Genomic DNA, 16,047 nt, shown 5'->3' on the forward strand with positions numbered 1-16,047 from the left:
TCGGAGTGGTCATACGGGTCAGTGGTGCAGGATCTTTGACAGGAAGTCCTTGGCGCGGTCGCTGCGCGGGTTGCCGAAGAACTCCTCGGGGGTGGCCGCTTCGACGATCCGGCCGTCCGCCATGAAGACCACGCGGTGGGCGGCGGACCGGGCGAAGCCCATCTCGTGGGTGACGACCACCATCGTCATGCCGTCCCGGGCCAGCTGCTGCATGACCTCCAGGACCTCGTTGATCATCTCCGGGTCGAGCGCCGAGGTCGGCTCGTCGAAGAGCATCACCTTCGGGTCCATCGCGAGCGCGCGGGCGATCGCGACCCGCTGCTGCTGGCCGCCGGACAGCTGCGCCGGGTACTTGTCCGCCTGGCTGGCCACCCCGACCCGGTCGAGGAGCGTGCGGGCGCGCTCCTCGGCCTTCCGGCGGTCCTTCTTGCGGACCTTGATCTGGCCGAGGGTGACGTTCTCGAGCACGGTCTTGTGCGCGAAGAGGTTGAAGGACTGGAAGACCATGCCGACGTCCGCGCGGAGCGCCGCCAGTTCCCGCCCCTCGGCCGGCAGGGGTCTGCCGTCGATGACGATGCTGCCGGAGTCGATGGTCTCCAGGCGGTTGATGGCGCGGCAGAGCGTGGACTTCCCGGAGCCGGAGGGCCCGATGACGACCACGACCTCCCCGCGATGGATGGTGAGGTCGATGTGCTGGAGCACGTGCAGCGTGCCGAAGTGCTTGTCGACGTCTTTCAGCACGACGAGCGCGTCGCCGCCGTCCTGGACGGGCATGACACCCTCCTGGGTCACCGCCCCCGCTTGCCGCTCCCTCCCTCTTCACGTTCATGCTCCGCCCTCCGCCGGACGGGCGCACGCCGGGCGGACGGCGGCGTTCGGGAAGGGCCGCCGGTGCCGGTCCGGGCGACGGTCGGTGACCGGTGACCGGTATGCGGGACGTGGCGCGAAAGGCCTTGCCGTCCGCGGCCCTCGCTTGCTTGGATCTTTTCCGCCCTGGAACAGCGCACGACCTGGCCGGTGTCCGCGCGGACGCCGAGGAGGGAGCTCGCCATCGCCGCCGCCATCCCGGAGTATCTGCGCGCCGAGGGCGCCGTGCTCACGGACTCGCTCATCCCGCTGGTGAACCGCTTCCGGGCCCGGCAGTCCGACGACGGCACGGTCCCCGCGCCCGACGAGGCCGACCGGGCGCTGCTGCTGCGGATTCGTCAGGAGGGCGCCGCCTGGTACCGGCGGCACGCGCTCGACGAGCAGGCCGCGGCCCTGGAGGCCGACATCGACGGCTGGCTGGCCGCCGGGCTCGACAGCCGTCCGCACTTCGGGCGCTCCCGCGCGGCGCTGCCCGGACCGGTGGCCGGCGAGACCGTGTTCCTCCTGGGCTCCGACCTCGGCGTCGACGGCGGCCCGACCGCGGGCGGGCGGCTGGAGTGCGGTTTCGCGCTGTACGAACAGGCACCGGCGGCGGAGTCCGGGCGCCCCGGTGACGCCCCGGTCCACGTCCTGATCGCCGGCAGCGAGGTCTTCGCCTCCGCCGCGGCCGGGCGCTGACGGGGCCGCCTCCGGTCGTCCAGGGGTGCGGCGGAGGGTGCCCGTACGGCGGACACCCGGTAGGAGGCGCGCGTGGTGCCTGCGTACGGGGCCGGGCGGGCGGACACTGGAGGCGGACGCACCGTATCCGCTGGTCCGAGGAGGTCCGTCATGAGCAGCGCCGCACCCAAGGTCAGCACTCTGCCGCCGGAGCACCGGGAGCGGCTGATGGCCTTCGCCGAGGACGTGTACTTCGAGGCGGGGCACCGGCTCTTCGAGGAGCAGGACCGCGCCGAGCGGTTCTGGATCGTCAAGACGGGCGCGGTGACTCTGGACGCCAGGGTGCCGGGGCGCGGCCGGCCGGTCATCGAGACGCTGCGGCACGGTGAGCTGGTGGGCGTGTCGTGGCTGTTCCCGCCGTATCTGTGTCAGTCGGGCGCGGAGGCGATGACGCCGGTCAGGGCGTACGAGTTCGACGGGACGGCCGTGCGGTCGATGTGCCGGACGGACCCGGAGTTCGGCTCGTCCGTGCTGTTCTGGGTCGGTCAGATCCTGGCCCGTCGGCTGCAGGTGACCCGGGTCAGGCTGCTCGACCTGTACGCGCCGCACGGGAGCGGGATGCCGGCCTGAGGTGCCCCGCGCCGGTGCGCGGCGGCAGGGGCGGGTCCTTCAGGGGCTCGTGAGGAGCCGTACGTACCAGTCCCAGAGGGTGCCGTCGGCGTGGCTGATCTGGCCGCGGCGGACGAAGCCGGCGCGCCGGGCGACGGCGGAGGCGGACACGGCGGAAGCGGCCGCGAGGGCGGACGAGGATCCGCCCGGGGCGGCCGCCGGACCGGCGGCGGGGACGAGGATCACGGCCCGGCGGGCGCCCTGCGCCCCGGCATGCGCGCAGGCGAGGCGGACCGCCCGGGTGGCGAAGCCGCGGCCGCGGGCCTCGGGAAGCAGGGCGTAGGACAGCTCGACGTCACCGTGGGCGAAACCGGTGGTCGCCGGGGACAGGCGGACGGTGCCGACCGGCCGTCCGGCCCCGATGCCGAAGGTGCGCGCGGGACCGTGGACCCGCCACACCGCACGCGAGCGGGGCCGGTGGAGGGTGGGGACGGGGTCCGGTGCGCCGGGGCCCAGCGGCGACAGGGTGACGACTCCGTCGGAGAGCTTCGCGTCTTCGTGCACCCCAGTGATCCTGTCGGCTCCGCGCACGCACCACAATCGGTATCCGGCCGCACACGCGGAGCTGTCCGGAGACGATCTCACTCACATGGATGTCCTCACCCGAACGGGCGTGTGGGGACTGTGCCGCGCCCCGCCGGGTACCAGGCTGGGGCCGAGACGGGGAGGGCCGGGACATGGAGAGACGGACGGTGACGTACACCGGAGTCGTGGCGGCGCGGGCGCGACTGCTCGCGCGGCTCGCGCTGCTGTGCGCGGCGGCGGCGATCGTCTCGCTCTTCGTGCCGTTCGGGAGCGGAGGGCTGCTGATCATCGGCCTGGGCCTCGCGGGGCTCGTCCTGTGCGCGGCCGGCACCTGGTGGTTCCTGGCGCACCGCGGGCCGGTGCGGCTCCTCGGGGCGCTGCTCGCGGCCGGCACGCCGGTGGGCGTGCTGCTGCTCTACGTCGACGGCGGTCTGTGGCGCTCGGCGCTCATCGCGCTCGGTCTGTGGGCGGCCGCGCTGCTGTGCGCCCGCTCGGCGCTGCGCCGGCCCCACCGGCCGCGCGCGGCCACACCGGCACCGCGTCCGCGGAGGCCGGTGCTCTTCATGAACCCGAGGTCGGGCGGCGGCAAGGTGGAGCGCTTCGGTCTCGTCGAGTACGCCGAGCGGCTCGGCGCGCGGGTCGTCCTCCTGGACGGTGGTGAGGCGACGGAGGAACGGACCCCACAGGAGGAAACGGCTGGGCGGGAGACGGCTGGGCAGGAGACATCCCGGCGGGAGACGGCTGGGCAGGACACCGCCGGGCTGGAGACGGGGCACGGGGCAGCGGCCGGATCCTCTGGCCCCGAACAGGGGGCGGCGGCCGGACCCTCTAGCCGGGAACACCGGGCGGCGGCCCAGTCCCGTGGCTCGCGGCAGGTGGACGTCGCCGCGCTCGCCCGTCAGGCCGTCGCGGACGGCGCCGACCTGCTCGGCGTGGCCGGCGGCGACGGGACGCAGGCCCTGGTGGCGGCGGTCGCGGCCGAGCACGACCTTCCGTTCCTGGTCATCAGCGCCGGCACCCGCAACCACTTCGCGATGGACCTCGGGCTCGACCGCGACGACCCGGCCCGCTGCCTCGACGCCCTCACCGACGGCGAGGAGCTGCGGGTCGACCTCGGCGACGTCGCGGGGCGGGCGTTCGTGAACACGGTGTCCTTCGGCGTGTACGCGGATGTCGTGCAACGGCCCGAGTACCGCGACGCCAAGGCGGGCACCGCCCTGAGCGTCATGCCCGACCTGCTGACGGGCGACGGCGGCCGCCGGTTCGACGCGGTCGTCGACGGGACGACGCTGCCGGACCAACAGGCCCTGCTCGTCAGCAACAACCCGTACGACGCCCCCGCCGACCCGCTCGGCTCGGGGCGGCGGCCCCGTCTGGACCGGGGTGTCCTCGGGGTCATCGCCGTCCGTGTGGAGGGCGCGGCGCAGGCGGCCGAACTCGCCGTCCGCGGCGCCCAGTCCCCCGGTCTGAACATCCTCGCCGCACGCCGCGTCGAGGTCACCGCCGCCACCGGCACGCTCCCCGTGGCGGTCGACGGCGAGGCCCTGGTCCTGCCCACCCCCGTCGTCTGCACCCTGCGGCCGCACGCCCTGCGCGTACGCGTCCCGCGCGACCGGCCCGGGACCGTACCGCCCGCCCCGCCGCTGCGCTGGCGCCGCATCGTCGCCCTGGCCTTCGGCCCCCGAGGAGAGACCCGATGAACGAACCCACACCCGACCGGACCCCGCACACCGCCTCCCCCACCGAGGGCGAAACCCCCCGGGCAGGAGCGCCCTGGCGCACCGTCCGAGCCGTCCTGTCGGACCTGCGTGCGGTGGACGGCGCGCTGTACGCGGCGGTGGCGGCGACACCGACGCCGACCCTCGACCGGACGCTGCGCCGTCTCTCGCACACGGCCGACCACTCCAAGATCTCCCTGTCCGTCGCGGCCGCGCTCGCCCTGCTCGGCGGCCGGGCCCGCACGGCGGCGGTCGTGGGCGTCGGGGCGGTCGCCGTGGCCTCGGCCTCCGCGAACCTGCTCGGCAAGCGGCTGGTCCGCCGGGCCCGTCCGGACCGCGAGGCGGCCCGGGTCACCGTCGACCGCCACGTGCCGATGCCGACCTCGGCCTCCTTCCCGTCGGGCCACACGGCCTCGGCGGTCGCCTTCGCCACGGCGGTGGGCGTGGTCCTCCCGCCGGCGGCGTTCCCGCTCGGGATCCTCGCGAGCGCCGTCGGCTACTCCCGCGTCCACACCGGCGTGCACTACCCCGGGGACGTCGCCGCAGGCGCCGTCCTGGGCATGGCGAGCGCCGCCGCGGCCCTGGCCGTCGCGCGCGCGACGGGCCCGGGAGCCCGGCTCGCCGCCCGCGCTTGACCCTGCCCCAGGGGCAAGGCCCACGCTCGTCACAACCGGAGGGACCGGTGGGACCGGTGGGACCGGTGGGACCGGTGGGACCGGTGGGACCGGAAGGACCGGAGCCACCGGAAGACCGGAGGGACCGGCGAGGATGGGGCCGTGACACAACTGACCATCGGGGAGTTCGCGGCCCGCTCGCGCCTTTCGCCCAAGGCACTGCGCCTGTACGACCGGCGGGGCCTGCTGACCCCGGCGCACGTCGACGAGCGGACCGGCTACCGGCGTTACGAGACGGGGCAGGTGGAGCGGGCGCGGCTGATCGCACAGCTGCGGCAGCTGGACATGCCCCTCGCCCGCATCGCGCGGCTGGTCGCCCTCATCGAGCGGTCCGGTCCGCAGGCGGCGGCGGAGGAGCTCGCCGCCTACTGGGCGGAGGTCGAGCGCGCCGTCGAGGCACGGCGCGGACTCGTCGCCCACCTCCGGGCCAGACTGTCGGGAGAGAGGTCGACGATGGACACGTACGAGATCAGGACCAGGGACGTCGGGGAGCAGACGGTGCTCACCGAACTCCGGCACGTGACGGCCGGGGAGCTGCCGTCCTGGATCCCCGAGGCGTTCGGACGGCTCGCGAAGGCCGTGACGGAGCGCTGCGGCGGTTTCGCCGGCCCGCCGTTCGTGGCGTACCACGCGGAGGTCGGCGAGGACGGCGACGGGCCCGCCGAGGTGTGCGTGCCGGTGGCCGACCCGGCGGCGGCCGCCGCGTACGCCGCCGAGGGCGGTCACGGTGCCCCCGTGAGCGTGCGGACGGAGCCCGCGCTGCGGCTCGCGTACGCCCGGCTGACCAAGGAGCAGATGGTGTATCCGCGCGTCCTCACCGCCTACGCGGCGGTGGAGGACTGGATGCGGGAGCACGGGGAGACGATCGCCGCGCCGGCCCGGGAGGTCTACACCGAGCCGGACTGGGACGGGGCCGGCCCGTCGGACGTGGTGGCCGACGTGGCGTTCCCGCTCGGGCGCGCCTGAGCGGGAACGCCACGTTCCCGCTCGGGCGCGCCTGAGCGCGGTGCCGGCGGGCGGAACACACGGGAACAAAGCACCGGGCCACGGGACTTGAACAGGGACATGACGACGACACGGTTCGACGCCCGCGCCCTTCTGGCCAAGAGCCGGCTCGGCGTCCTCGCCACCATCAAGGCCGACGGACGCCCGCAGCTCTCCCCCGTGATGCCCTACTACGACCCCGAGTCCGACACCGTCTACGTGTCGATGACCGAGGGCCGCGCCAAGACCGTGAACCTGCGGCGCGACCCCCGGGCGGCCCTTGAGGTCACCAGCGAGGACGGCTGGTCGTGGGCCACCGCCGAGGGGACCGTCACCCTGACCGGTCCGGGGACCGATCCGTACGGGCCGGAGGTGGAGGCGCTCGTGGAGTACTACCGGCTGGCCGCCGGGGAGCACCCGGACTGGGAGGAGTACCGGTCGGTGATGGTCTCCGACCGGCGGGTGCTCATGCGGATGCCCGTGGACCACGTGTACGGGGAGTCCGTGCGCTGAGCACCGCCGGGGCCGGTCGGGTCCGGCTCCCGGGTGTGGACGGGGAGTCCGTGCGCTGGACACCGCCGGGGCCGGTCCGGTCCGGCCCCGGGGGCGGCTGCGGGTCAGCCCTTGCGGACCGGGCCGAGGCGGCCGGCCGGGCGTTCCACCGGCTCGTCGCGGGCTTCGGCCCACAGCGAGCGGACATGGCCGAGGTGGCGGTGCATGCAGGCCTCGGCGGCCCGTACGTCGCCGGCGATCATCAGGTCCAGGAGCTCCAGGTGCTCCTCCGCCGAGGAGACCAGTTTGCCGGCCTCGTCGAGGCCGGTGAGGCCGTAGAGGCGGGAGCGCTTGCGCAGGTCGCCGACGGTCTCCACGAGCCGGTCGTTCCCGGCCAGCCCGAGGAGGGTGAGGTGGAAGCGGCGGTCGGCCTCCAGGTAGCCGATCAGGTTGTGCTCGCGCGCGTTGGTGACGATCTCCTCGGCGAGCGGGCGGAGCTCCTCCAGCTGTTCCGGGGTGGCCAGTTCGGTGACCCGGCCGACGGTCGGCACCTCGATCAGCATGCGCAGCTCGGTGCACTGGTCGAGCTCGCGCTCGCTGACCTCGGTGATGCGGAAGCCCTTGTTGCGGACCGGCTCGACCAGGCCCTCGCGGGCGAGGTCCAGCATCGCCTCGCGCACGGGCGTGGCCGACACGCCGAGCTCGGCGGCGAGCCCCGGCGCGGAGTAGACGCTGCCCGGCCGGAGTTCGCCCGCTATCAGGGCGGCCCGCAGGGCGTGGCCGACCTGGTCGCGGAGCCTCTCCTGGGCCTTGATGAGACTGTGCTGCTTCAGGTCACCCACGCTGATCCTCCGAGAACTCGCAGAGGGACAGCGTACAATGTCACGTTTCGCCGCTGGCTCCGCCCGCGCGGTGCGGTGACGGCACCGCCGGCGAGGGCGTCGGCGGTGACGGGAGCGCCGGCGGTGGCGGATCCACGGCCGAGGTGAGCGCCGCCCTGTGGACGGCCACCGCCACGGCCAGGTCCTCCCAGGCCATGCCCACGCTCTTGAAGAGGCGGGGCGCCGCCCCGTCCCCCGGCGGCCGGGACCGTCCCGTGACCAGGTCGGCCAGCGTGCCCGCGATGTGCCCGGGACCGATCGCGCCCTCGGCCAGCGGGACCAGCAGGTCTCCCGCCTCGCGCAGCGCCGCCGCGCGCGACTCCACCCAGACCGAGGAGCGGCGGACCAGGGCCGTGTCGGTCTCCCGGGCGCCTGGTTCGTGCGAGCCGACGGCCACCACCGTGGCGCCGGGCGCCACCAGCCGCCCGTCGAAGAGCGGGGTACGGGCCGTGGTGCAGCACACCACCAGGTCCGCGCCCGCCACGTCGCCGGCCGTTCCGGTACGGGCCTGCGGCACGCCGAGGCTCCGGGCGTGCGCGACGAGCCGCCGCCCGCGGTCCGGGTCCCGGGCGACGACCACCGCCTCGGCCACCTCGCGCACGGCCCGCACCGCCGCCAGGTGACCGTACGCCTGCGGCCCGGAGCCGAACAGCACCATGCGCAACGGCCGCTCGGCAGAGGTGAGGTGTCGGATCGCCAGGGCGGAGACGGCGGGGGTGCGCAGGGCCGTGAGCGCCGCTCCGTCGAGCAGGGCCAGGGGGCGGAGGGTCGGGCCGTCCAGGAGCAGATAGCCGCCGGTGATCCGGGGCAGCCCGGCGGCGGGGTTGCCCGGGGCCACCCCCGCGATCTTCACGCCCGCCCGCGCGCCCCAGGCGGCCGGCATCAGGAGCAGTTCGCCGGCCGGTACGGGCATCGCCGTCCGCTGCGGGCAGCGCTCCGGGTCGAGCCCTTCGCGCAGCACCTCGGCGAGCGCGTCGACGGCCCCGGCCGGCGGCAGCAGGCGCGCGACGGCCGGGGCGTCGATCCACGGCGGCCCGCCGCCGCCCCGCGTCGCCGCGGCGCTGGGGGGTTCGCCCGCGGTGCGGTGGTCCGTGGTGCGGTCCTCGGCCCGTGGCGGGGGCGGCGGCGCGGCGGGGCTCACAGCAGGAAGCCCGCCGGGAAGGGGTCGGCCGGATCGAGGAAGTACTGGGCGGTGCCGGTGATCCAGGCCCGGCCGGTGACCGTGGGCACCACGGCCGGGCGGCCCCCGACGGTGGTCTCGCCGACGAGCCGCCCGGTGAACTCCGTACCGATGAAGGACTCGTTGACGAAGTCGGTGTCGAGCGGCAGCAGTCCGCGGGCGTGCAGCTGGGCCATGCGCGCGCTGGTGCCCGTGCCGCACGGCGAGCGGTCGAACCAGCCGGGGTGGATGGCCATGGCGTGCCGCGAGCGGCGGGCGTCGGAGCCGGGGGCGGCGAGGTAGACGTGCTTCACACCGCTCTGGGCGGGGTCCTCCGGGTGGACCGGCCGGTCCGGGCCGCCGTTGACGGCGTCCATCACGGCGAGCCCGGCGGCGAGCAGGTCCTCCTTGCGGGAGCGGTCGAAGGGCAGGCCGAGCGCGTCGAGCTCCACGAAGGCGTAGAAGTTGCCGCCGTACGCGAGGTCGTAGGTGACGGTGCCGTGGCCGGGCACCTCGGCCTTGAGGTCGAGGCCGACGGAGAAGGCCGGCACGTTGGTGAGGGTGACGGCGGTGGCGGCGCCGTCCTCGACGCGTACGTCCACGCTGACGAGACCGGCCGGGGTGTCGAGGCGGACGGTGGTGACCGGTTCGGTCACCGGCACCATGCCCGTCTCGACGAGGACGGTCGCGACGCCGATGGTGCCGTGGCCGCACATGGGAAGCAGCCCGGACACCTCGATGAAGAGCACGCCGTAGTCGGCGTCGGGGCGGGTGGGCGGCTGGAGGACGGCGCCGCTCATGGCGGCGTGGCCGCGCGGCTCGTACATCAGGAGCGTACGGAGGTGGTCCAGGTGCTCGATGAAGTGCAGCCGCTTCTCGGCCATGGTGGCGCCGGGGATCACCCCGACTCCCCCGGTGATCACCCGGGTGGGCATGCCCTCGGTGTGCGAGTCGACGGCGTGGTAGACGTGACGGGTGCGCATGGGTTCCCCCCGGGTCAGTGGTGGCCGTCGGCCAGGGCCTTCTCGGTCGCGGAGCGTACGGCGCCCTCGGTGGCGCCGGTGAGCGGGAGCCGGGGCGGGCGGGTCGGGCCGCCGGGCCGTCCGGCGAGGTCCATCGACAGCTTGATGGCCTGGACGAACTCGGTCCTGGAGTCCCAGCGCAGCAGTGGGTGCAGCGACCGGTACAGCGGGAGGGCGGTGGCCACGTCCCCGGCCACGGCGGCACGGTACAGCTCGGCGCAGGAGGCGGGCAGCGCGTTGGGGTAGCCGGCGACCCAGCCCACCGCGCCGGCCAGGGCCAGTTCGAGGAGGACGTCGTCCGCGCCGATCAACAGGTCGAGCTCCGGGGCGAGTTCGGCGATCTCGTAGCCGCGGCGGACGTCGCCGCTGAACTCCTTGACCGCGACGATGCGGCCCTCGGCGTGCAGCCGGGCGAGCAGCGCGGGGGTCAGGTCGACCTTCGTGTCGATCGGGTTGTTGTACGCGACCACCGGCAGCCCGGCCGCCGCCACTTCCGCGTAGTGGGCGAGGACCGCGGCCTCGTCCGCCCGGAAGGCGTTCGGCGGCAGCAGCAGCACCGAGCCCGCGCCGGCTTCGGCGGCCTGCTCGGCCCAGCGCCGGGATTCGGCGCTGCCGTAGGCGGCGACGCCGGGCATGACCCTGGCTCCGTCGCCGGCCGCCGCGACGGCGGTGCGGACCACGCGGGCCCGCTCCTCGTCGGTGAGGGTCTGGTATTCGCCGAGCGAACCGTTGGGCACGACGCCGTCGCAGCCGTTCTCGATCAGCCAGTGGACGTGCTCGGCGTAGGCGTCGTAGTCGACCGAGAGGTCATCGCGCAAGGGGAGGGCGGTGGCGACCATGATGCCGCGCCAGGGGCGGTCGGGGGTCCAGCTGCTCATCCATGACTCCTTGGTAGGGTGTGACATTTTATTGAGGGGCGTACGACGGCCACAAGACCGCCTCGGCAAAAGATCAGTCCGTAGCCGGGGGAAGCTCCGCGAGTCGACGCAGCGGCACCGGGTACGCCAGTGGCCTGCGGTCCGGCGCCGGGCCCGCCCCGCACAGCGCCGCCACCGCCGGGCCGCACATCCGCCCCTGGCACCAGCCCATGCCGGCCCGGGTCAGCAGCTTCACCGTGCGCGCGTCCCGCGCGCCGAGCTCGTCGACCGCCTCCCGGATACGGCCGGCCGGCACCTCCTCGCAGCGGCAGACCTCCGTGTCGTCCCGCAGCCAGTCCCGCCACCCGTCGCCCGGCCGGTGCGCCGCGCCCATCGCGTCGGCGAAGGCCCGCAACCGGTCCCGGCGGCGGCGCAGCCGGGCGCCCTGGTCGGCGGCGGAGTCGGCACCCAGGGCTCCGGCGATCGAGCGGGCCGCCAGATCCCCCTCCACCAGGGCGAGTTGGGCGCCGCCGATGCCGCCGGTCTCGCCCGCCGACCAGATGCCCGGCACCGAGGTGCGCTGGTCCTCGGTCAGATCGAGGGCGACCGTGCCGTCGGCGGCCACACGGGTGGCGCAGCCGAGGGCCGTGGCGAGGGACAGTTCGGGGACCAGGCCGTGCCCGACGGCCAGGGAGTCGCACGGGATCCGGCGGCCGGAGCCGGGCACCGGGCGCCAGTCACGGTCCAGGCGGGCGACCGTCACCGCCTCCACCCGGTCCGTGCCGTGGGCCTCCACGACGGCGTGCCGGGTCAGCAGCCGCACCGGGTGACGGGCGAGGGCGGCGCCGAAGCGGGCGCCCTCGGCCAGCTTCGCCGGATTCCGCAGCAGGGTCCCGGCGCTGCGCGCGTATCCGCCGTACGCGGCCGCCTCCACCACGGCGGGGACCCGGGCGCCGGCGGCGGCCAGGGACGCCGCGACGGCCAGGAGCAGCGGTCCGCTGCCCGCGACGACGGTCCGCCGGCCCGGCAGCACCAGACCGCCCTTCAGCATGGCCTGCGCGCCGCCCGCGCCGACCACTCCGGGCAGCGTCCAGCCGGGGAACGGGAGGTGGCGTTCGTACGCGCCGGTGGCGAGCAGCACGGCGCGGGCGGTGACGGTGGTGGGCGCGGTCGTCGGGGCACCCGTCGGATCGGTGTCCTCTTCCGTGCGGGTGTGGAGCGCCCAGCCGGCCCCCTCCGGGACCACGGTCCAGACGTGGTGACCGGGCAGGTAGGTGATGCGGCGGGCGGCCTCATGGGCGCGCAGACGACGCTCGCGGGAGGTGAAGGCCCGCCAGTCGTGGTGATGCGGGGTCATATCGCGTCGCGTGGCGTGGAGTTCTGGCGCCGGGTGGCGGTAGTACTGGCCGCCGGGGCGTGCTCCGGCGTCCACGAGGGCCACCGAGAGGCCCAGGTCGGCGGCGGTGACGGCGGCGGCGAGACCGGCGGGGCCCGCGCCGACGACGGCGAGATCAGCAGCCGAGTGCGGCACGGCCGGTTCCCTCCTGGGTGGTGACGGTGTCGCCCGGCCTGGCCGGGACGAGACAGGCGCGCCGGTTGGGGCGGCCGTTGACGGTGACCAGGCAGTCGTGGCACTGGCCGATCCCGCAGAACGCGCCGCGCGGGGCGCCGCCGGCGCGGGTGGTGCGCCAGGCGAGGATGCCCGACGACCAGAGTGCGGCGGCGATGGACTGGCCGTCGTGGAAGGGGAGTTCGCGGCCGTCGAAGGTGAGGGTGCTCATGCGGGTGATCCTTCGAAGTCACGGTCCGGGCGGAAGGGCGTGGGGTCGAGGGGTGGCGGGCCGCCGGTCAGCGCGGCGGCGATGAGCGCTCCGGTGGCGGGGGCCAGGCCGATGCCCGCGCCCTCGTGGCCGCACGCGTGGAACAGGCCGGGGACGCGCGGGTCGGCGCCGATGGCCGGGAGGTGGTCCGGGAGGTAGGGGCGGAAGCCGTGGTAGGTGCGCAGGACGTCGACGTCGGCGAGGACCGGGAAGAGGGCCGTCGCCTGGGCGGCGAGGCGGCGGAGGGCTTCGAGGGAGAGGGAGCGGTCGAAGCCGACGCGTTCGCGGGTGGCACCGATGAGGACGGGGCCGGCGGGGGTGCCCTCGACGACCGCCGAGGACTGCAGCCGGGCCGAGTCGCTGGCGACGTCGGCGACGTAGTCGGCCGCGTAGACCTTGTGGCGGACCACGCGCGGCAGGGGTTCGGTGACCAGGACGAAGCCGCGGCGGGGCAGGACGGGCAGATGGGTGCCCGCGAGGGCGGCGATCCGTCCGCCCCAGGTGCCGGCCGCGTTCACGACGGCGGGGGCGAGGAGTTCACGGCGCGGGGTGCGCAGGCCGCGGACGGCTCCGGTGGGCGTGTGGAGGATCTTCGTGACCTCTTCGCCGAGGTGGGCCGGCACGCCGGCGGCCGCCAGGAGGCGGGCGGCGGCCCGGGCGGGCTGGACCTGGGCGTCCTGCGGATAGTGGAAGGCGCCGGCCATGGCGGGGTTGAGGTGGGGTTCGAGCTCGGTGAGAGCGGGGCCGGGGACCTCGGTGGCGAGGACTCCGGCGGCCCGCTGGCCCTCCGCGAAGGTGCGGAGGGCCTTGAGGGTGGTCTCGTCGGGCGCCACGACGAGACCGCCCTTGGGCTCGTACTCCATGTCCGGCGGGAGTGCGCCGGCGAGGTCGCGCCAGAGTCTCGTGGACAGCAGCGCGAGGTCGAGCTCGGGGCCCGCCCCCTTGTCGGAGACGAGCAGATTGCCTTCCCCGGCACCGGTGGTGCCGCCCGCGACGGGACCGCGGTCGACGACGGCGACGGAGAGGCCGGAGCGGGCCGCGTAGTACGCGCAGGCGGCTCCGACGACGCCGGCACCGATGATCACGGCGTCCAGGGAGTGTCTCTTGGGCACGGCAGTAATATGTCACATTCTTCAGGCGGTGCCCAGGGGTTGCCCCCTGGGCCGGTTCGTCAGCTGCGGAGCGGGCCTTCGCAGCGGTAGCTCGACGTGCCCGCCGCCTTGTCGGACCAGATCTCGATCGGCCCGAAGCTGCAGTTCATGTCGGCCAGGTTGTTCAGGCGGGCCTCGGCGGCACGGTCGAGGAGGAAGTAGTCGACCGTCTCGGACATGTCCTTGAAGTTCCGGTCGTCGCTGGTCGCGTCGGTCAGGTTCGCGGTGATCCGTCCGGTGCAGACGAAGCGCCGCTTGCCGGGGTCGCCGTTCTCGACGCAGTCCGGGTTGGTGTACGTGGCCCCGGCGAAGGCGGTCCGGACCCCCGCCACGGTGGAGTAGGTGAGCTGCTCGTTGGGCGTGAAGGTGGTGTTCGGGACGTAGAGGCGGTCGACCTGGGCGATCTGGGCGTCGAGGAAGCGGTCGTAGCCGGTCTGGAGGTTCGGGTCGGCGCTGAGGCGCTCGCGCCAGGCGTCGAAGCGGGCGACGTCGTTCGCGCGCAGGTGCCCGTACATCTCGCGGAGCAGGGAGGGGCGTTCGGTCCACAGGAACTCGAAGAAGGTGCCCGCGTAGCTGTAGAAGCGGAAGCCGTCGCCGCCGTAGGTGGCGTGCAGGATCTGGCGCACGGTCATCCGCGGGCCGCCGCCGGCGGTGTCGTTGATGATGCCGCGCACCAGGGACTTGCGGACGGCGATGCCGTCGTCGCGGGTGGCGCCGTCGAAGAACTCGGCGGTGCCCTCGTCCATGGCGGTGGTGCGGTCACGGTCGTACCAGGGGCCCTCGCCGAAGAAGCCGGGCACGGCGAAGCGGCCGTTGAGGTAGTGGACGTACTCGTGGCGGAAGAGCTCTTCCAGGGTGAGGGTCGAGTCCTGCGGGACGCGCCGCTGGTACGTGTAGAAGGTGGCGCCGTTCTCGATGTAGATGCCGCCGTTGTTCGTGTCGTACCCGGTCAGGATCGGGTGGTAGTTCTCGTAGTCGGCGCGGGAGGCGTACAGGACGATGTTCAGGACGGCGTTGGGGTCGCCGGCCAGGGGCTGTTCGGTGCCGAGCACGCGGTGGTACTGGGCCTTGACCTGCTTGCTCGCGTAGTAGAGCTGGTCGACGGTGGCCCGGTCGAGTCCGGTGCGGACCCGGATGGTGCCGTTGTCGTAGGTGTAGGTGAAGGGGAAGATGCGCTTTTCGATGTCGGCCTTGCAGACGCCGTAGGGCGCGCACGCCTCGTAGAAGTTGAGCCAGGTGACGAGCTTGGCCCAGGGCTGGCTGCCGGAGCCGAAAGCGGTCTCGACCGGGCGGAGGAGGGCGCCGAGGTCGGCGACGATCCGGCTCTCCAGGCCGGCTATCTGGCCGAAACGGCCGTATTCGGACAGGGCGTCGCGCACCACCCAGGCGTTGGCGGTGTCCTTCAGGTGGGTGTGGCCGGCGAATGCCTTGAAGGCGGACCGGTAGGCGGAGTCGGCCTTCACGGCGCTGTGGAAGGCGGTGTCCTGGTTGCCGGGATAGACGCCCAGGTAGTTGACGGAGAGCGCGGCGAGCGCGGCACCGGCCCAGGTGGGGTCCTGGTGGGTCGCGGGGTGCGCGGCGTCCATGGTGGCGAGGACCTTGACGATCAGGCCGAGCTGGTGCTGGCGCAGGCCGGGGGCGCTGCCGATGTAGAGGGCCTCGCGCAGGGTGCGGGCGTTCGAGGCGGTGACGTCGAAGGTGCGTGCGGCGTTGCCGAAGTCGGCGATGGCCCGGCGGATCGCGTCGACGGTGGGCGCGTCGGTGATGTCGATCTCGGTGCGGGAGAAGTCGTGGTAGGCGACCGCGTGGAGGTAGGTGAACATCTCCTCCAGGTGGGAGGAGTTGCGGCCGTCGTGGGCCGGGGCGAGGGACGAGATCCGGCGGGCGACGGCCTGCACGTGGGCGTCGGACATGACGGGTGCCAGGCGGGCGTCCCAGGTCCAGATCAGGTCGCGCAGACAGCCGTCGGCGGTGACGGCCGGGTCGGCGAGGAAGTCGGCGAGGCGCTCGGGGGCGAGGGTGGTGAGGCCGTCCAGGGTGCAGGGGACACCGGCCGCGAGGACGGGGGCTTCGGCGGTACGGGCCGCCTGGGACGGGTCCTTGGCGTGGGCGTCCTTGGCGGGGCCGGGGACGCGGGCGGCGGCGCCGGTGCCGCCGGGGGCCGGGGCCGGGGCGGGCTTGTGGGGCCGGGCGTTCGCCAGGTGGTCGACCTCGTCGAAGGGGTTGGCGGCGGTGGCGGCCACGGGGGCGAAGGTGGCGGGCACTTGTGCGGGCCGCTCGACGGCCTGGGTCGCGGCCTGTCCGGCGGTGGCGACGAGGGTCACCGCGACGGCGGTGGCGAGAAGGGAGGTACGCACGACTCTGCGCTGGGACACCTGGGCTCCTGGTCGGGGAGTAGTGGGGGATGTGGTGATGCGCACGGCGAACTCCCCCGGCTCACGGGAGAGTTGGCGGTCCCGGCCGCCGCGCCGTGAGCTGTAACATAGTAATGTGAAATTGCACTGACAAGGTCTGTGCACCCCTCAGTTCCGCCGCGTTCACCAGGCGTCCACGGGATTCCGCTCCGGTGCC

The 16,047-nt window shown here is 74.5% G+C and carries 16 protein-coding genes; 6 read left to right on the plus strand and 10 right to left on the minus strand.

All coding sequences use genetic code 11. The annotated features are described in order from the left end of the window. Nucleotides 1-18: 18 nt before the first annotated feature. Nucleotides 19-774 carry an amino acid ABC transporter ATP-binding protein gene (locus ABTZ91_RS24950; RefSeq protein WP_352079456.1) on the minus strand — a complete coding sequence of 252 codons (756 nt, stop codon included), beginning with the start codon at nt 772-774 and terminating at the stop codon, nt 19-21. 243 nt (nt 775-1,017) lie between these two features. Here ABTZ91_RS24950 and ABTZ91_RS24955 point away from each other — a divergent pair, with 243 nt between their 5' ends. Together ABTZ91_RS24955 and ABTZ91_RS24960 are read left to right on the plus strand one after the other, a co-directional pair. After that, entirely contained in the window at nt 1,018-1,545 is a 528-nt protein-coding gene (locus tag ABTZ91_RS24955; RefSeq protein WP_352079457.1) for a hypothetical protein, read from the plus strand. 150 nt (nt 1,546-1,695) lie between these two features. After that, the gene (locus ABTZ91_RS24960; RefSeq protein ID WP_352079458.1) at nt 1,696-2,154 is read left to right on the plus strand and encodes a cyclic nucleotide-binding domain-containing protein; all 459 of its coding nucleotides are present in this window, start codon (nt 1,696-1,698) and stop codon (nt 2,152-2,154) included. 39 nt (nt 2,155-2,193) lie between these two features. On the opposite strand, the gene ABTZ91_RS24965 is transcribed toward ABTZ91_RS24960, so the two are convergent. Then, nucleotides 2,194-2,697 (minus strand): GNAT family N-acetyltransferase, encoded by a 504-nt coding sequence (locus ABTZ91_RS24965; RefSeq protein WP_352079459.1) that lies wholly within the window; start codon nt 2,695-2,697, stop codon nt 2,194-2,196. A gap of 173 nt (nt 2,698-2,870) precedes the next feature. Here ABTZ91_RS24965 and ABTZ91_RS24970 point away from each other — a divergent pair, with 173 nt between their 5' ends. The 4 genes from ABTZ91_RS24970 (at nt 2,871) to ABTZ91_RS24985 (ending at nt 6,607) form a co-directional block, all read left to right on the plus strand. Then, on the plus strand, nt 2,871-4,418 hold the full coding sequence (locus ABTZ91_RS24970) for a diacylglycerol kinase family protein (protein ID WP_352079460.1): 1,548 nt from the start codon (nt 2,871-2,873) through the stop codon (nt 4,416-4,418). Then, on the plus strand, nt 4,415-5,071 hold the full coding sequence (locus tag ABTZ91_RS24975; RefSeq protein WP_352079461.1) for a phosphatase PAP2 family protein: 657 nt from the start codon (nt 4,415-4,417) through the stop codon (nt 5,069-5,071). The genes ABTZ91_RS24970 and ABTZ91_RS24975 overlap by 4 nt, the downstream gene beginning before the upstream one ends. Nucleotides 5,072-5,212: 141 nt before the next feature. After that, a complete protein-coding gene (locus tag ABTZ91_RS24980; protein ID WP_352079462.1) occupies nt 5,213-6,076 on the plus strand; it encodes a MerR family transcriptional regulator in 864 nt (287 codons plus the stop codon). 99 nt (nt 6,077-6,175) lie between these two features. Next, on the plus strand, nt 6,176-6,607 hold the full coding sequence (locus ABTZ91_RS24985) for a PPOX class F420-dependent oxidoreductase (RefSeq protein ID WP_352079463.1): 432 nt from the start codon (nt 6,176-6,178) through the stop codon (nt 6,605-6,607). Between the two features lie 104 nt (nt 6,608-6,711). Here the strand turns inward: ABTZ91_RS24985 and ABTZ91_RS24990 are convergent, their stop codons facing one another. The 8 genes from ABTZ91_RS24990 to ABTZ91_RS25025 all read right to left on the minus strand — a co-directional run bounded on the left by ABTZ91_RS24990 (nt 6,712) and on the right by ABTZ91_RS25025 (nt 15,851). Beyond that, a complete protein-coding gene (locus ABTZ91_RS24990; protein ID WP_352079464.1) occupies nt 6,712-7,428 on the minus strand; it encodes a GntR family transcriptional regulator in 717 nt (238 codons plus the stop codon). 40 nt (nt 7,429-7,468) lie between these two features. Further along, nucleotides 7,469-8,491, minus strand: coding sequence for an ornithine cyclodeaminase family protein (locus ABTZ91_RS24995; protein WP_352079509.1), 1,023 nt, complete (start codon nt 8,489-8,491; stop codon nt 7,469-7,471). A 113-nt stretch (nt 8,492-8,604) separates the two neighbouring features. Beyond that, nucleotides 8,605-9,609: a proline racemase family protein gene (locus tag ABTZ91_RS25000; RefSeq protein WP_352079465.1), complete on the minus strand. Its 1,005-nt coding sequence runs from the start codon at nt 9,607-9,609 to the stop codon at nt 8,605-8,607. A 14-nt stretch (nt 9,610-9,623) separates the two neighbouring features. Further along, nucleotides 9,624-10,526, minus strand: a complete 903-nt coding sequence (locus ABTZ91_RS25005) for a dihydrodipicolinate synthase family protein (protein WP_352079466.1) — start codon at nt 10,524-10,526, stop codon at nt 9,624-9,626. Nucleotides 10,527-10,599: 73 nt separating this feature from the next. Next, entirely contained in the window at nt 10,600-12,036 is a 1,437-nt protein-coding gene (locus ABTZ91_RS25010; RefSeq protein ID WP_352079467.1) for an NAD(P)/FAD-dependent oxidoreductase, read from the minus strand. Beyond that, a complete protein-coding gene (locus ABTZ91_RS25015) occupies nt 12,017-12,286 on the minus strand; it encodes a (2Fe-2S)-binding protein (protein WP_352079468.1) in 270 nt (89 codons plus the stop codon). The genes ABTZ91_RS25010 and ABTZ91_RS25015 overlap by 20 nt, the downstream gene beginning before the upstream one ends. Next, a complete protein-coding gene (locus ABTZ91_RS25020) occupies nt 12,283-13,437 on the minus strand; it encodes an FAD-binding oxidoreductase (RefSeq protein WP_352079469.1) in 1,155 nt (384 codons plus the stop codon). The genes ABTZ91_RS25015 and ABTZ91_RS25020 overlap by 4 nt, the downstream gene beginning before the upstream one ends. 59 nt (nt 13,438-13,496) lie before the next feature. Beyond that, complete coding sequence (locus tag ABTZ91_RS25025) at nt 13,497-15,851, minus strand: collagenase (RefSeq protein WP_352079470.1); 2,355 nt, start codon at nt 15,849-15,851, stop codon at nt 13,497-13,499. Nucleotides 15,852-16,047 lie beyond the last annotated feature (196 nt).

It is taken from the genome of Streptomyces sp. NPDC126499, from assembly GCF_040302485.1.
In the GTDB taxonomy this organism is placed as follows: Bacteria; Actinomycetota; Actinomycetes; order Streptomycetales; family Streptomycetaceae; genus Streptomyces.

What these genes read in the sequence shown, in the direction of transcription:
- ABTZ91_RS24950 (WP_352079456.1), bottom strand. Translation starts at nt 774, where the DNA reads ATGCCCGTCCAGGACGGCGGCGACGCGCTCGTCGTGCTGAAAGACGTC.
- ABTZ91_RS24960 (WP_352079458.1), top strand. Translation starts at nt 1,696, where the DNA reads ATGAGCAGCGCCGCACCCAAGGTCAGCACTCTGCCGCCGGAGCACCGG.
- ABTZ91_RS24970 (WP_352079460.1), top strand. Translation starts at nt 2,871, where the DNA reads ATGGAGAGACGGACGGTGACGTACACCGGAGTCGTGGCGGCGCGGGCG.
- ABTZ91_RS24975 (WP_352079461.1), top strand. Translation starts at nt 4,415, where the DNA reads ATGAACGAACCCACACCCGACCGGACCCCGCACACCGCCTCCCCCACC.
- ABTZ91_RS24985 (WP_352079463.1), top strand. Translation starts at nt 6,176, where the DNA reads ATGACGACGACACGGTTCGACGCCCGCGCCCTTCTGGCCAAGAGCCGG.
- ABTZ91_RS25000 (WP_352079465.1), bottom strand. Translation starts at nt 9,609, where the DNA reads ATGCGCACCCGTCACGTCTACCACGCCGTCGACTCGCACACCGAGGGC.
- ABTZ91_RS25005 (WP_352079466.1), bottom strand. Translation starts at nt 10,526, where the DNA reads ATGAGCAGCTGGACCCCCGACCGCCCCTGGCGCGGCATCATGGTCGCC.
- ABTZ91_RS25015 (WP_352079468.1), bottom strand. Translation starts at nt 12,286, where the DNA reads ATGAGCACCCTCACCTTCGACGGCCGCGAACTCCCCTTCCACGACGGC.